Origin of the sequence: Paenibacillus sp. YN15, from assembly GCF_003285005.1 — a bacterium.
Lineage (GTDB): Bacteria > Bacillota > Bacilli > Paenibacillales > NBRC-103111 > Paenibacillus_AR.
On the sequence record NZ_QMFA01000071.1, the window covers coordinates 1 to 13,965 of the forward strand.

Annotated in this window: 13 protein-coding genes; 5 read left to right on the forward strand and 8 right to left on the reverse strand. The window is 57.0% G+C overall.

Going from position 1 to position 13,965, the window contains the following annotated elements:
- Positions 1–346: 346 nt before the first annotated feature.
- Positions 347–925 (forward strand): RNA polymerase sigma factor, encoded by a 579-nt coding sequence (locus DQG13_RS29660; RefSeq protein WP_113023812.1) that lies wholly within the window; start codon positions 347–349, stop codon positions 923–925.
- A complete protein-coding gene (locus tag DQG13_RS29665) occupies positions 912–2,261 on the forward strand; it encodes a hypothetical protein (protein WP_113023813.1) in 1,350 nt (449 codons plus the stop codon). The genes DQG13_RS29660 and DQG13_RS29665 overlap by 14 nt, the downstream gene beginning before the upstream one ends.
- Positions 2,262–2,322: 61 nt before the next feature.
- On the opposite strand, the gene DQG13_RS29670 is transcribed toward DQG13_RS29665, so the two are convergent.
- Entirely contained in the window at positions 2,323–3,399 is a 1,077-nt protein-coding gene (locus DQG13_RS29670) for a Gfo/Idh/MocA family protein (protein ID WP_113023814.1), read from the reverse strand.
- Positions 3,400–3,611: 212 nt separating this feature from the next.
- The gene (locus DQG13_RS29675) at positions 3,612–4,241 is read right to left on the reverse strand and encodes an O-methyltransferase (protein WP_113023823.1); all 630 of its coding nucleotides are present in this window, start codon (positions 4,239–4,241) and stop codon (positions 3,612–3,614) included.
- A gap of 145 nt (positions 4,242–4,386) precedes the next feature.
- Here DQG13_RS29675 and DQG13_RS29680 point away from each other — a divergent pair, with 145 nt between their 5' ends.
- Together DQG13_RS29680 and DQG13_RS29685 are read left to right on the forward strand one after the other, a co-directional pair.
- Entirely contained in the window at positions 4,387–5,541 is a 1,155-nt protein-coding gene (locus DQG13_RS29680) for a THUMP domain-containing class I SAM-dependent RNA methyltransferase (RefSeq protein WP_113023815.1), read from the forward strand.
- Positions 5,538–7,697 (forward strand): DNA topoisomerase 3, encoded by a 2,160-nt coding sequence (locus tag DQG13_RS29685; RefSeq protein ID WP_181593091.1) that lies wholly within the window; start codon positions 5,538–5,540, stop codon positions 7,695–7,697. Before DQG13_RS29680 ends, DQG13_RS29685 begins: the two co-directional genes overlap by 4 nt.
- 51 nt (positions 7,698–7,748) lie before the next feature.
- Here DQG13_RS29685 and DQG13_RS29690 read toward each other — a convergent pair whose 3' ends face one another.
- The 3 genes from DQG13_RS29690 to DQG13_RS29700 all read right to left on the reverse strand — a co-directional run bounded on the left by DQG13_RS29690 (position 7,749) and on the right by DQG13_RS29700 (position 11,205).
- Entirely contained in the window at positions 7,749–8,789 is a 1,041-nt protein-coding gene (locus tag DQG13_RS29690; RefSeq protein WP_113023817.1) for a potassium channel family protein, read from the reverse strand.
- Between the two features lie 273 nt (positions 8,790–9,062).
- A complete protein-coding gene (locus tag DQG13_RS29695) occupies positions 9,063–10,307 on the reverse strand; it encodes an MDR family MFS transporter (protein WP_113023818.1) in 1,245 nt (414 codons plus the stop codon).
- 85 nt (positions 10,308–10,392) lie between these two features.
- On the reverse strand, positions 10,393–11,205 hold the full coding sequence (locus DQG13_RS29700) for a hypothetical protein (protein WP_258525941.1): 813 nt from the start codon (positions 11,203–11,205) through the stop codon (positions 10,393–10,395).
- 212 nt (positions 11,206–11,417) lie between these two features.
- Between DQG13_RS29700 and DQG13_RS29705 the strand changes: the two genes are divergently transcribed.
- Positions 11,418–12,308 (forward strand): cation diffusion facilitator family transporter, encoded by an 891-nt coding sequence (locus DQG13_RS29705; RefSeq protein WP_113023824.1) that lies wholly within the window; start codon positions 11,418–11,420, stop codon positions 12,306–12,308.
- A 15-nt stretch (positions 12,309–12,323) separates the two neighbouring features.
- Here DQG13_RS29705 and DQG13_RS29710 read toward each other — a convergent pair whose 3' ends face one another.
- From DQG13_RS29710 to DQG13_RS29720, 3 genes are all read right to left on the reverse strand, one after another.
- Positions 12,324–13,115, reverse strand: a complete 792-nt coding sequence (locus DQG13_RS29710; protein ID WP_181593092.1) for an IucA/IucC family C-terminal-domain containing protein — start codon at positions 13,113–13,115, stop codon at positions 12,324–12,326.
- Positions 13,116–13,283: 168 nt separating this feature from the next.
- Positions 13,284–13,508: a YuzB family protein gene (locus DQG13_RS29715; protein ID WP_113023821.1), complete on the reverse strand. Its 225-nt coding sequence runs from the start codon at positions 13,506–13,508 to the stop codon at positions 13,284–13,286.
- Positions 13,508–13,810 (reverse strand): iron-sulfur cluster assembly accessory protein, encoded by a 303-nt coding sequence (locus tag DQG13_RS29720; RefSeq protein ID WP_113023822.1) that lies wholly within the window; start codon positions 13,808–13,810, stop codon positions 13,508–13,510. The genes DQG13_RS29715 and DQG13_RS29720 overlap by 1 nt, the downstream gene beginning before the upstream one ends.
- Between the last annotated feature and the right edge of the window lie 155 nt (positions 13,811–13,965).

Here is a 13,965-nt window from a genome sequence, read left to right on the forward strand (position 1 = left end):
AATATTTGGTCTATTTGGTTCGGCTATTGAGAACGCCTCTCATGGGACGGTAGATGCAACGCTAGTGTACATAGATTCGTTAGAATTTCTCCCATTTTTGAAGCTCTCAAGACAGCCTTTTTTCCGGGAGAGATTGTAGCTTGCTGAATATTTATTCCTCCCATTTGACTTTTCGGACAGCCTCTTGATAATGAACGATTTAGAATGACCTTCCGGTACCATCTTTGAAAAGTGAACATTTTCTTGCATTACGATTCCTATATTCCCAAGAAATTTTGGCGAAGCATGAACTTTTTCCGCCTCCCGTGCGTCTATATAAAGTGGGTAGAGGAGGGTGCATAAAAAGATGAATGTAAACACTGAGGCGGGAACAGCCAATTTTGAATATTTGCAGCAAGCAGCCGAAACGACGGATACCAGAACCGCCTTGCGGGATCTGATGACTACATATGGGGACGACGTATGGAATTACGCGTTTAGCCTTTGCCGCAATTCCGACATGTCCGACGATATTACCCAGGAGGTTTTTCTGAAGGTGTACCGCAAGCTGGGCAGCTTCAGGGGGGAATCCTCCATCAAGACCTGGCTGTTGGCCATCACCCGGCATACAGCCTTTGACATGCAGCGCAGCTCATTCTGGAAACGGATCACCAGCTCGGATATTTTCACCGCAGCCGCAGCGGTTCAGCCCTCCGCCGAGCATGAGGCTATCGAACGGTTTGCCATCAACGACATCTGGCAGAAGGTGATGGAGCTGCCCGTCAAGTACCGGGAGGTTCTGATCTTATACGCCCATTACCAGCTGTCCATGAAGGAGATGGCGGAAATTCTGAAGCTATCCGAAGGCACCGTCAAATCCCGGCTATTCCACGCCAGGGCCAGGGTGCTGAAGCTGAAGGAGCGTGACCTGATTGAGCCGGAATGACTCCGACTGGGAAAAAAAGCTGGGCGATCGGCCTCATGGCGGCAAAGGCTTCAGCGATGATTTGCGGCGGAGAATTGAAGATCAGGTGGAACAGAGGGAAAAGAGACGCCGCCGTTGGCTGTGGCCGACCGCTGCCCTCTGCGGGGTTGCGGGAGGCTGCGCCCTGTATTTCTTTGGCGGGCTTTCTCTTCTAGCCGGCAGGGGAATCCATGCCGGCCTTGCCGCCGACTCAAGTTCGGCGGCTGGGCAGTCCACGCCAGAAACCTATGCAGCGCAGACGCGGTTGATGGAGGAGTTCAATGTCAAATCCGGCCTGCTGATCGGCCTGCGCCAGGACGCCGAAGCGGATGCCGCCGCAACCGGGGCCGCGGAGCAAAGTCCCAGCAGCTACCGGACGCTGATGCTGGCCCAGATTGACGGGCAGCTTCAGGTGGCCGCCCAGGGCGACGGGGTGCTTGTGCCCTATGGCCAGAAGTTTTGGAAGATCGAAACCAAGGATGTAACCACCGATTCGGATGAGCTCCATTATTTGGTTGCTTATCCCGCCGACAAGAAAACAGACTCCCGGCCTATCATTGACGACCCCGGCGAAAGCATTGTGCTCCGGGAAAAGCTGCTGTTTGCCGGAAATCAATATGTATCGGTGCAGGAAAGCGAGGTTTGGGAGAGCGGCAGCCTGCCTGCCGGAGAGAGCAAGGTGTGGGTCCGCAAGCTGAGCCAGCTGAACGAAGCCGCCGTGCCTCAAGCAACCTCCTTTGCCAGTGCGGGTTTTGTGACCGTACAGGATATTTTTGGCGAAGGGGCGCAGCAGATTCTTGCCCGGATGGCGTATGCCGGCGACAGCTCCGTTACCTGGAGCAGCGAAAACCCGGCTGAGGTGAATCTGGTGGAGGGAAGCTCCCCCCTGCCTTATAGCGGCGGCAACAATTGGGCGATCATCCGCAAACCCGGCAGGTGGACGGCCCAGGTGGCGGAACCCCTGTATGAGCCGGAATCCCGGGTAATCAGCTTTGAGCTTCACGCTTATCCGGTCCGGCTGCCGGAGCAGGTGACCTCCCATGACAAATTGTCCGACGCTGCATGGGTCCGCGATGCCCAGCTCCAGGAGAAGCGCAATGATCTTCTGGTGTCCCCGCTGGAGGACCTGGCCGTGGTCATCACGGACAAGAAGCTGGCGCTGTATATCCCCGACAGCTCGATTGAGCGGAGCAAGCTGGCGCTGGAGGTGCCGCTAGAGCCAGGTGAAGCGCTGGTTTCGGCCCAATGGGCCACCGGCAGCTATGTGGGCGATTGGGTCACCAAAGCCCGCAAATATTTGCAGGGCGGACAAGAATAAGGACGGCCGGACCCAACTCAAGTCCGCCGCCCTTTTTTTGCGCTGCATTTTCGCATGGGGATTATTGAATGACGATGGCCTGCTCCTGAGCCTTGAGGCACAGCTCCGCAGCCTTGAAGGCATGCTCCTGGGTCATGGCCTTTTCCGTCCGGTTGATGCAGTCCAGAATCAGCTCGCCGAAGAACGGGAAGCCCACCTGTCCGCTTACCTCAAAATGATGCTCTCCCGTATGATTCACCAGATACACGTGGTCTCCGGATTTGTCGCGGGCAACGTCAATGTACTTGCGCAGCTCGATATAGCCATCCGTGCCGAGAATGGTGGTCCGTCCGTCACCCCAGGTGCCCAAGCCGTCCGGAGTCAGCCAGTCCACCCGGAAATACTGGGTCGCCCCATTGTCCCCAAGTAGGGTCGCGTCGCCGAAATCCTCCAGCTCGGGATATTCGGGGTTATTGTAATTGGCTACCTTGGAATGCAGAACCTTGGCGTCCTTGCAGCCTGCGTAGAACAGGAACTGCTCGATTTGGTGGCTGCCGATGTCCCCCAGAATGCCGCAGTAGTTTGCCTTTTTGAAAAACCACTCGGGACGGCTCGGCGCGCTCAAACGGTGGGGACCGAATCCGATCACCTGGACCACCTTGCCGATGGCGCCCTGCTCAATCAGCTGGCCGGCATAGATAGCCGCTTCCACATGAAGCCGCTCGCTGAAATACACCATGTATTTTCTGCCGGTTTCCTTCACCTTTTGCTTGGCGGACTCCAACTGCTCCAGTGTGGTGAAAGGCGCCTTGTCGGTAAAATAATCCTTGCCTGCGTCCATGGCCCGCAGCCCCAGGGCGCAGCGCTCGGAAGGAACCGCAGCGCCGGCGATCAGGCGGACCTCAGGGTCCTGCAGCACCTCTTCCTCGGAAGCGGCAATCTTCGCCTGAGGATATTTAGCGGCGTATGCAGCCGCCTTGGCCGGGTCCCGGTCATACACCCATTTGAGAGTGGCTCCCGCTTCCAACAGCCCGTTAGTCATGCCGTAGATATGCCCGTGATCCAGCGCCACAGCGGCAAATACGAATTCTCCCGGCTTCACCACCGCATTGGGCTTGCCTTTGGGCGCATAATTCATTCCATCGCTTTTCTGTACCATTGTCTGCCTCCTATCGGGAAATCGATTGCAAAATGATAGTGTCCAACTTGTATGCAAGTTGCTCCGCTTCCATGATACATGTTTTGGCGCAAAAGAAAAAGCAGGAATTGCGCGGCCAAGGGCAGGATCGGAACAGTCGAGTCAGGGCCCGCCCCTATCACCTTGCATATGGATATGAAATTTCGCATATAAAAGCTGCAAATGGGCCAGCCTCACTTTACCCGGGCGATAGCCATGCCGTCGAAGGCCGGCAGCACCGCGCATTCCAGCCGGGGGTCCGCGGCGATCCGCTGATTGAACAGGCGGACCCGGGTGGCCGAGCGGCCTTGGCTGGTTTCCTTGAAGGTTTTGCCCCGGAGGAAGAGATTATCCGCAGCGATCACCCCCCCGGAATTGCTGAGGGCGATGGCCATTTCCAGATAATCGGGATAGTTGCCCTTGTCCGCATCAATAAAGATGAAGTCGAACCGTCTCCCCTCCTGCTGCAGCTCCTTCATGCGCTCCAGCGCCTCCCCGGTCCGGAACTCCGCCTTCTCCCCCAGCCCCGCCAACTCCAGATTGCGCTTGGCCAGGTTCGCGTACTCCGGCTCCAGCTCCAGGGAGCAAAGGCTTCCGCCCTCCACCAGCCCTCTGGCGATGCAAATGCCGCTGTACCCGCCCAAAGCGCCGATTTCCAGGGCGTGCTTCGCCCCGCAGAGCCGCACCAGCAGCGTCAATAAGCGCCCATAGCCGGGGGCTACGGAGATGTCGTGCACCCCCAGCTCCCGCAGAGTTTCCTTCACGTACTCCAGCTGGGGATCGGAGGGGTACAGAGATTCAATATATTCTTCTTCATGGGTCATCATCATGTTTAGCCTGCCTTCTTCTAAGAATGCGGTTTGGCATTCAAGCCGTTATCGCCTATACTAAAAGGTATTATACGGACATGCCGCGCCGAAAAGCAACGGAGCGGTTGTCCGCTTTATATGAAATGAGGAGTTTGCTGCCATGTCCAAACTGCAATTAATCGCCACCTGCCCCATGGGGCTGGAGGCTGTGGTCGCCCGGGAGCTGAAGCTGCTGGGCTATGAGGACCAAATGACCGAAAACGGGAGGGTCACCTTCACCGGAGACGAATTGGCCATCTGCCGGGCCAATCTGTGGCTGCGCACCGCCGACCGGGTGCTGATCAAGATGGGCGAGTTCAAGGCCACAACCTTTGATGAGCTGTTCGAAGGCACCAAGGCTCTGCCCTGGGATCAATGGATACCCGAGGACGGGGAATTTCCCGCCCAGGGCCGTTCCCACAAATCCCAGCTGTCCAGCGTGCCTGCCTGCCAGGGCATTGTCAAAAAAGCCATGGTGGAAAAAATGAAGGAACGCTACCACCGGGAATGGTTTCCCGAGGATGGGGCCCGCTATGTGGCAGAGGTGTCTCTGCTCAATGACATCGCCACCCTTACCCTGGACACCACCGGCCCCAGCCTGCATAAACGCGGTTACCGCAAGCTGGTGACGGAAGCGCCGCTGAAGGAAACCCTGGCGGCCGCCATGATTCTGCTGAGCCGCTGGACGCCGGACCGCCCTCTCTACGATCCCTTCTGCGGCTCGGGCACCATTCCGGTGGAAGCCGCCATGATCGGCTGGAATCTGGCTCCCGGCCTGCGGCGGAGCTTCCCCTCCGAGGCCTGGCCGGCCATCGGCACCCAGCTGTGGGAGGATGCCCGCAACGAGGCCATCGATTCCGTGAGGGATGATACTCCGCTTCATATCGGCGGCAGCGATATTGATCCCTCCGCCATCGCCGTAGCCGAAGCCGCCGTAAAGGCCGCCGGTCTCACCGGCGAAATCCAACTGGCCGTCCTGCCAGTGGCCAAGGCCAGGCTTACCGGCGATTACGGCTGCGTCATCACCAATCCGCCCTACGGCGAGCGGATCGGCGATCCCGAGGAGGTGCAGCGCGCCCTGCGGCAATTGGGAGCCCTGACTGCAGGCAGCCCCAGCTGGTCGTCCTTTGTGCTGTCTCCCAGCAAGCAGATGGACCATTATTTCGGCCGTCCCGCCGCCAAGAAGCGGAAGCTGTTCAACGGGCGGATCGAATGCGCCCTGCATCAATATCTGGGGCCGCTGCCTCCCCGGAACCGGAAGGAGGATGCGCTGTGAAAACATTGGTATTGGCCGAAAAACCCAGCGTCGCCAAGGAATTGGCCCGGGTGCTGGGAGCCGGACAAAAGCATAAAAGCCATATGGAGGGCCCGAAATACGTAGTCACCTGGGCATTGGGACATCTGGTGGAGCTGGCGGAGCCGGAGGATTACGATCCCAAATATAAAACCTGGAATCTGGAGGATCTGCCTATCATTCCTCCCAAGATGAGGCTCAAGGTGATCCGGGAGAGCTCCCATCAGTTCAAGGCCATTGAGCAGCTGTGCAAAAGACCGGATATATCGGAGATGGTTATTGCCACGGATGCGGGCCGCGAAGGCGAGCTGGTGGCCCGCTGGATCATGGAGCTGGTGCGCTGGCGGAAGCCCTTCAAGCGCCTATGGATTTCCTCGCAGACGGATCAGGCCATCCGGGAGGGCTTCGCCCGGCTGAAGCCCGGGCAGGACTATGACCGGCTGTACCAGTCCGCCGTCTGCCGGGCGGAGGCCGATTGGCTGATCGGCCTCAATGTTACCCGGGCGCTGACCAGCAAGTACAGCGCCCAGTTGGCGGCGGGCCGGGTGCAAACCCCGACCCTGCAGCTGCTGTCGGAGCGGGACAAGGAAATCCGCGCTTTCCGGCCGGTGGATTATTGGCTGGTCCAGGCGGATTTCGGCAGCTTCCAGGCCCAATGGCGCGCCGACAAGAGCGGTGAAGCCCGGCTGTGGAAGCGAGAAGACGCCCAGGATTTGGTCCGGCGGATGGCCGGGAAAACCGGGCGGGTGAAGCAGGTGAAGCGGGTGGACAAAAGCATCCCGCAGCCGTTGGCTTATGACCTGACGGAGCTGCAGCGGGATGCCAACAAGCGGTACGGCTTCTCCGCCAAGCAAACCTCCTCCCTGCTCCAGCGGCTGTACGAGCAGCATAAGCTGGTCACCTATCCCCGGACGGACTCCCGGCATTTAACCCAGGATATGGTGCCTACCCTTAAAGGCAGGCTGCAAAGCGTGGCCGTGGGCCCATACGCTCCCCTGGCCCGGCAGATTCTGAAGGCGCCCTTGGCCGTCACCAAACGCTTCGTGGATGACAGCAAGGTGACCGACCATCATGCCATCATCCCTACGGAGCAATTCAATAATCTAAGCGCCCTGTCCAACGAGGAGCGCAAGCTGTATGATCTCATCGTGCGGCGCTTCCTGGCCTTGTTCCTGCGCCCCTGCGTTTTCCAGCAGGCTACCGTAACCGTGGAGCTGGCAGGCGAGAAGTTCTATGCCGTCGGCTCCATCATGAAGGAGCAGGGCTGGAAGGAGGCCTACGGGCTGACGGATACCTCCGATCCGGATGAGGAGGACAACGCCCCGGAGGATACGCTGGCCCAGCAGCGCCTGCCGGAACTGAAGGAAGGGGACTCCCTCCCCTTAAGGCAGGCCAAGGAGCTGTCCCGGCAGACCAAGCCGCCTGCCCGGTATACCGAAGCCTCCCTGCTGACGGCCATGGAAAAGCATAAGCTGGGCACCCCCGCCACCCGGGCGGATATTATCGAGAAGCTGGTGAAAACCGACACCATCGAGCGCCAGGGCAACGCCCTCCAGCCTACGGGCAAGGGCAAGCAGCTGATCGAGCTGGCCTCGCCGGAGCTGCGGTCCCCCGAGCTTACCGCCCGCTGGGAGGAGGAGCTGGAGCGGATCGCCTTGGGCAAGGGCAGCATGGAGCAGTTCCTTGCCTCCATCCGCAAGCAGGCGGCGCAGCTGGTGGGCCAAGTGGTGGCCAGCTCCACCGAGTACAAGCCCCATAACCTCACCACCAGCAAATGTCCTGAATGCGGCAAGCTGCTGCAGGAGATCAAGGGCAAACGCGGGCTTATGCTGGTGTGCAGCGACCGGGAATGCGGCTACCGCCGCGCTGGCGAGCCGATGCTCACCAACCACCGCTGCCCCCAATGCCACAAGAAGATGGAGCTGCGGGAAGGCAAAGCCGGCAAGTTCTTTCAATGCCGCCGCTGCAATGTGGTGGAGAAGCTGGAAGAAACCGCCGGCGGCGGAGCCAAGGGCGGACGGAAGGCGGCAGCCCGGGCCACCCGGCAGGCAGTGGAGCAATACAGCGACAATGTCAGCCTGAACACCGGTCTGGCCGATGCCTTGAAGGCCGCCCTGGAGAAGAACAAACAGGAATAGACGCCCCTATGCGGGAGCGCCTATGGCACAGCACCAATGAGCGGTTAGCCGTTAACAGCCCTTCACCTTCTCGTAGACTTCTGCCGTACAAATGACAAACAGCCGTGAATGCTCGGGGATCGGCTCATTCAGGCGCTGGTTGATATTGAGATGAACGCCATCCGATATCAGCGTAGCCCCCTGGTTGAGCAGGTCCTCGAAGGCATGGCGGAAGGTATGCCAGTGGGCTTTTTTGCACACCTCATACAGATCCTCCCCGTTATTGCGGGTCAACAGCTGGTGGAAGATGGCTGAGGTTCCCGGGTTGAAGGCCGACCGGACCGCCATATGGGAAATGGTCTCATTGCCGAACACAAAATCGTCGATTTTCACATGCTTGAAGCTGCCCAGATTATGCCGGTCGCGGATTTCGGCGATGGAATAGACATGGGCGTAATTCCGCTCGATAGCGGTGGCCACCAGCAAGGTTTTCCCGTCCACAAAAGCCGGATCGGTGATGACCTGCGCTCCGGGGCCTTGACCCATGGTATCATCCGCAAAAATAAACACTGCCCGCGCTTCCCCCAAATTGGCCATTTCGAGAGTCTCCTCCCGCACCGGGTTTCCTTGAATGTAATGAACCTGCGGATGGGGATACGGCGTTTTCGGAAGCTGGGCGATCAGCACCGTCTCCGCGTCCGGGTCTGTGCTGAATATTTCCTCAAGTGTATACTCTGCCTGTCTGTTCCAATCAATAATGACAAAATGCCCCTTGCCGGTATATTTCAATTTGCCCTCCTCCTTCTTGCGCTGATAGATAAACAGCTTGTCCACCACCTTGCTGATGGCAATGGAGATCAGGCCGATGCCGAATACGTACAGCACGACCCCCAGGCATTTCCCCGGGATGGTATGCGGATAAAAATCCCCGTACCCCACGGTGGTTACCGTGGTCATCACCCACCAGAATCCATTAAACGGATTGCCGAATGTATCCGGTTCCAGCCAATACGCCAACAAAGAGCAAACCAGGACGAATGCGCCCCCGAACGCAATAATAAGCCCGCTTTTCATCCGGACCATTTGCCAAAAAAACCTGCTGAAGAAAAACATGCGCGTCCCCTCCCGGCATGAATCGCCATTTCCCCGGCCAACAAAAAAAGCCCTTCTTCGGGAAAGGCCTGTCAAGCTTGTGCCGCGGTATTAAGTGCAGCTTTTTTTAAAACGGAATGCAGGGCTGTTGAAGCAGCTTGCGGAAAATGCCTTTGATGCGCTTTGCCACGTTCTTTTCCTCCTAATCCTCAAAACAAGTAAACCCCAAAAAGCGTCTCCTGAAAAAGAGTACCACAAAATCGCGCGATTGTATCGAAATTTACAAATTTGTAATCATTTTTTTCGATGAAACAGGGTTTGGCCGTAAGAATAAAAGCCGGTGCCCAGAATGGGAACAGCCGCCATCAGGGTGAACAGCACCGAGCCGTTCCACGCGTCCAGCATCATCCCGCCCAGGAAAGGGCCCAGAAACTGGCCCAGATTGTTAAAGGATTGCGCCCCGTAATACGTGCCCCGAAGCCCTTCCGGAGCCAAACCGTCAATCAGCAGATTGGTGGACGGGAAGGTCAGAATTTCTCCCAGGGTAAACACCACCATGGCAACCATAAACAGAATACGCCCGTCCGCCGCGGCATAGCCCAGATTGCCCAGCGCATACATGGCGCTGCCCACAGCAATGGAAACGATGGGCTTGCGCTTTTCCATCCAGCGGGAAAGCGGCACCTGCAGGAGCACTACCACAATGGCATTGATGCTCATCAGCAAGGCAAACAGGTTGACGCCTTCGTTCAGCCCTTTGATTTCAATGTACTGGGACAGGGTGATGCCCATTTGGGAATAGCTGATGCCGCCCATGACGCCGCCCGCCAGGTACCAGCGGAAGACGGTATCCTTGCGGATGACCCGCCAGGCCGAACCGATGGACACCTGCTCCTTTTTGTCCCCTTCGATATTGCGGATGCCGAACCGCCTTAGAAGCAGCTGCAGCACAATGGCATAGAACAGATAGATGCTCCCGGTGATGATAAAAGGCAGCCGCCCCGACATCATGCCGAACAGCGCCCCCAGGAGCGGCCCCACGGAAACGCCGATATTGATGCACAGATAACGGAGGGAGAAAATGCGGAATCGCTTTTCCCGCGGCGTCAGGTCGGCCATAAGCGCCTGGGAGACAGGCTCGTAGAAGGAGCGGCACAGGCCGTTCAAGAGATTCAGCGCCAGGAACATCCAGGTGGCGGAGGCCAGGCCGAACCCGATAAAAACCGCGCCCCACAGGTAAAGAGCGCCCATCATCACCCGCCTGCGCCCGAAAGCATCCGACAGGGCGCCGCCGAAGAAGCCCCCGACCATACTGGCCAAGGCCCCCGCTCCGCTGACGAAGCCGATCATAACGGGATTCATGTCCGTATTTTTGGCCAGATAGAGAGCCAGAAAAGGCAAGCTCATGGATGAGCCCGCCCGGGCCAAAATGGTGCCAAGCAGAATGGAATGCACAATGGGATGATATTCCTTGGAGAACGAACGCGCGGCGTTCAAAGTGCGTTTTATGTATGATGTGGCGTAAGCTGGCTGCGGCATTATTACAACCCTTCCCGGTCCGTTGTTGGTGAATTTCTGCCCATTATACCGGAACAAGAGCGGCTTGCCTACATTTTTTTTAAGGTCAGCCGCCGGGAAGGGTAATCATCTGATACACCGTTCGCCTGTCGCCGGGCAGCTTGAACTGCCCCAGCTTCAGCTGGGAGGAGCCGTCCCCGTCCAGAAAAATACCGTCGTCCAGCTTCCCCGGAGCCACTGTTTCCTTGATGGCGGCGCGGAATTCCGGTCCGGTGCAGGGCCCGTCCGACAAGAGCAGCCATAACCGGCGGTCCGTATCATAGACGATGGCGGAGCGCAGCCGTTTTTCGTCCATCACCGGGAATTCCTCCAGAAGCGCCTGCTCCTGCCAAAACCGCTCATTGTGCAGCCCCATGCTGACCCCTCCCTGGGCCCAGTATCTGGAGCGGTCGGTTACCGCAAGCTCCTCCGCCCGGTCCGTCACCTGGACCGACAGCTCGCCTGTGGCCCCATCCCATACCAGCGTTCCGCGGGGGCGGTCAATATTGTACCACCCGGAGCCGTAGTCGCCTGGGGCTCCTTTTACAGGGCGGTCGTTAATGACGGCAATGCTCAGAAGCTGCCCCTCCCAAAAAAATCCCCCGTTCATCCCGTCCTCCGGATCATCGGTCACATTGGTTTCGATGGCCTTCAAGCTTATCTTCTCCGGGGATGCCCGGACGGCGTGAAGCCTGACGCCGTTTCCCGCCTTCAGCTCCCGGTAGCCTCTGGCGGTCAGACCGTCAGGGGCGGACATAAGCATTCCCCCTAGCCAAACCGTCATCAAAAATGATAAAATAGCAACTCCCGCCAAAAAAACCGTAAAGATTTGGCTTTTCGCAAGCTTAATCGGCCATTTTTTGGACAGCTGGATGTTCACTCGGGTTACCTCCATCGGTTCTCGGAATCTCAAAATCTATTGATCCTAGTATACAACATCCCTTTCCAAATTATGACTATGATGTTTCCGGACGAAAAACGTTTTGCCCTTGCGCACATTTTCACGATTGTGGAAACACTGTTTCTCTAGACCCACACGAGTTTTGTCGGGTAAGATAAATGCATTCAATGTTTAACTTGGAGGTCGGCATTTTGGAAACCTATGAAAAGTTAAAAGAAAGTGAAAAAGGCGCGTGGGTGAGTATCTGCGCGTATATTATGCTGTCTTTGCTGAAAACAGCCATCGGCTATTGGACCGGCTCCGAAGCGCTGACGGCGGACGGCTTCAACAACGCCACCGACATTATTCTGTCGCTGGCTGTGCTGGTGGGCTTGAAGATTTCCCGGAAGCCCCCGGATCAGGATCATGCCTACGGCCATTTCCGGGCGGAATCCATCAGCTCCCTGGTGGCTTCGTTCATTATGATCACCGTGTCCCTGCAGGTTATGGTGCAGGCCGGGCGGACGCTGATTGCCCAAACCTATGATACTCCGGACATCTGGGCCTCCTGGACCGCTTTGGGCTCCGCGGCCGTGATGTACGCGGTTTATTCCTACAACAAAAAACTCGCCGCCAAGTCAGGCAGCGAGTCGTTAATGGCAGCGGCAAAGGACAATCTTTCGGATGCCATGGTCAGTCTGGGGGTCGTTGTGGGCGTAATCGGTTCCCACCTGGGACTGCCTTGGCTGGACCCGGTAGCCGCCCTGGTGGTTGGTGTAATGATCGCCAAAACGGCAGTGGAGATTTTCAAATCATCCGCCTACAATCTGACGGACGGCTTCGACGAAAACGATCTGGACGCTTACCGCCGGACAGCCGCGGCTACACCGGGAGTGCTGGAAATCAAGGATATGAAAGCCAGATTCCTGGGCAGCAATGTATTGGTGGATATGGTGGTGCTGGTCAATCCCGAATTAAGCGTCGCCGAAAGCCACGACATCTCCGACGAAATCGAGAAACGAATGCTGGAGGAGCACGGGATTTTCAATGCCCATGTGCATATTGAGCCGCTGCTTGAGGAGGAAGAGCACTGCTACGTGTAAATTTCCGAGCTCCGCCTAAGCAAGGGCGGCTGCCCCCCGCCTTGCCTCCCGCTCCTCTTCGCTGAGCTTCGGGCATGTAAAGCAATAGCCGTGCCCGGTATTGGTCTTGTAGGCCAAGCAGCAGGAGGGCTTCAGCCTGACCTGCCCGTCTTTCTTGAGATTTTGGGTCAGCCGGAACTTCAGCTGGAATGGATTGCCCGGCCGTCCAAAGGCCTCCGGCGGCAGACGTTGAAGCAGAATATCCGCCACAGCCTCCAGCCTGGCCTTCATTTCCATATCCGTTTCCTCGGAACGCCACTTGTCCAGCATGTAATGAAGGCCTGAGCCCATCAGAGCCCAAACAGCCCCCGGCGAAACGCCTCCCGCCGCCGAAACCGCCTCCACAACGGGCCGGATGGTCTGGCCGAAAAAGGAAGCAAGCCCCTCCAGTATCCGCTCCTTCTCCGCATCAGGCTCAACAGGAAGCGGCACAGGCTCCAAACAAGCCAGCCGAAAGGAAATGGCCGCCCCGCGGGGAGATTCCTCCATCTGAATAAATACTCCTTCCGGCATAAGCTGGAGATCCAGCCTGTCATGCCACATGGCATAAGCAACAGCGGCGCACAGCCGCCCGATCCACGAGGCAAAATAGGTGGCGCACACATCCGGGCTTTGCGCTTTAATCAGCGGCCCATATACCTCCACAAACTCCTCCGCACCCGCGGCGGATGCCAGACAGGCCAACTCAAAATCCAGCAGCGGCTTGGCAACACGGCTTTCTGTCACGGAAAACATCGCCTCGTAATCGGGCAGCTTGATGGATTGCATGAATCGCCAACCTCCCGCTTCAATTCTATTATTGATAATTATTATCATCCAAATAAATCAAATGATAATCCTTATCACTCCTGCCTGTCAATATGAACATGGCCCTCCAATAAAAAAATCCCTGTCCAATGACGCCTGTGGGGCGGCCGGACAGAGACTTTTTTATTATTATTTAATAAATTTCTTGACCTTTTCAACAGCTTCGTCCTCGGTTGCGCCGGTGACATACCGCCCATTGACGAATATAAAGGCGCCGCGGGAGCAGGGGCCGCAATAGGATTTGCAGCCCACCTTGATATCCGCATCAGGCGACAGTTTCTGCAGCTTGGGAAGAAGTGTTTTGACCCGGGTGTGCTTGCATTTGTCGCAGATTTGGATGTTGTTCTTGGACATTAGTGATCCCCGGTATTTCCTTTGGAGGGATTGGTAATGGCGAAGCCCTCCTGGGGCACATAGAAATAGTCGATGCGGATGCCGTCCAAAAGCGGCTCGTTTTTGTCCAGAAGCACCGCAATTCCCTTATCGGTCTCAATCACTGCATCATTTTCCTTGGGCGTATCCAGATCCATGCCGTAGTGGGCGTGATCCCCGTGCTTATGGGTAATGTACACCCTCAGCTTCAGCTCTTTATTTTCTTCCTTCTCCAATTCCTCAAGAATCTTTTTGGCCGCATTGCGGGAAATTTTACAATTCATATGCCACATCTCCTTCTTTGCAATCCGCTTGTACATCCCCCATTGTATATGATAAAGGTTTTTTGAAGCAACTGGACTTGAGGGTTCCCAGGCTCCACGCATCAAATTTCCAGCGACACGCATATTCAACATCTTTCGATTCATCTGATCCGAAC

Excerpts from the sequence above, each read along its gene's own strand:
- DQG13_RS29660 (WP_113023812.1), top strand. The coding sequence starts at position 347 with ATGAATGTAAACACTGAGGCGGGAACAGCCAATTTTGAATATTTGCAG.
- DQG13_RS29670 (WP_113023814.1), bottom strand. The coding sequence starts at position 3,399 with ATGGTACAGAAAAGCGATGGAATGAATTATGCGCCCAAAGGCAAGCCC.
- DQG13_RS29675 (WP_113023823.1), bottom strand. The coding sequence starts at position 4,241 with ATGACCCATGAAGAAGAATATATTGAATCTCTGTACCCCTCCGATCCC.
- DQG13_RS29680 (WP_113023815.1), top strand. The coding sequence starts at position 4,387 with ATGTCCAAACTGCAATTAATCGCCACCTGCCCCATGGGGCTGGAGGCT.
- DQG13_RS29690 (WP_113023817.1), bottom strand. The coding sequence starts at position 8,789 with ATGTTTTTCTTCAGCAGGTTTTTTTGGCAAATGGTCCGGATGAAAAGC.
- DQG13_RS29695 (WP_113023818.1), bottom strand. The coding sequence starts at position 10,307 with ATGCCGCAGCCAGCTTACGCCACATCATACATAAAACGCACTTTGAAC.
- DQG13_RS29710 (WP_181593092.1), bottom strand. The coding sequence starts at position 13,115 with ATGCAATCCATCAAGCTGCCCGATTACGAGGCGATGTTTTCCGTGACA.
- DQG13_RS29715 (WP_113023821.1), bottom strand. The coding sequence starts at position 13,508 with ATGTCCAAGAACAACATCCAAATCTGCGACAAATGCAAGCACACCCGG.
- DQG13_RS29720 (WP_113023822.1), bottom strand. The coding sequence starts at position 13,810 with ATGAATTGTAAAATTTCCCGCAATGCGGCCAAAAAGATTCTTGAGGAA.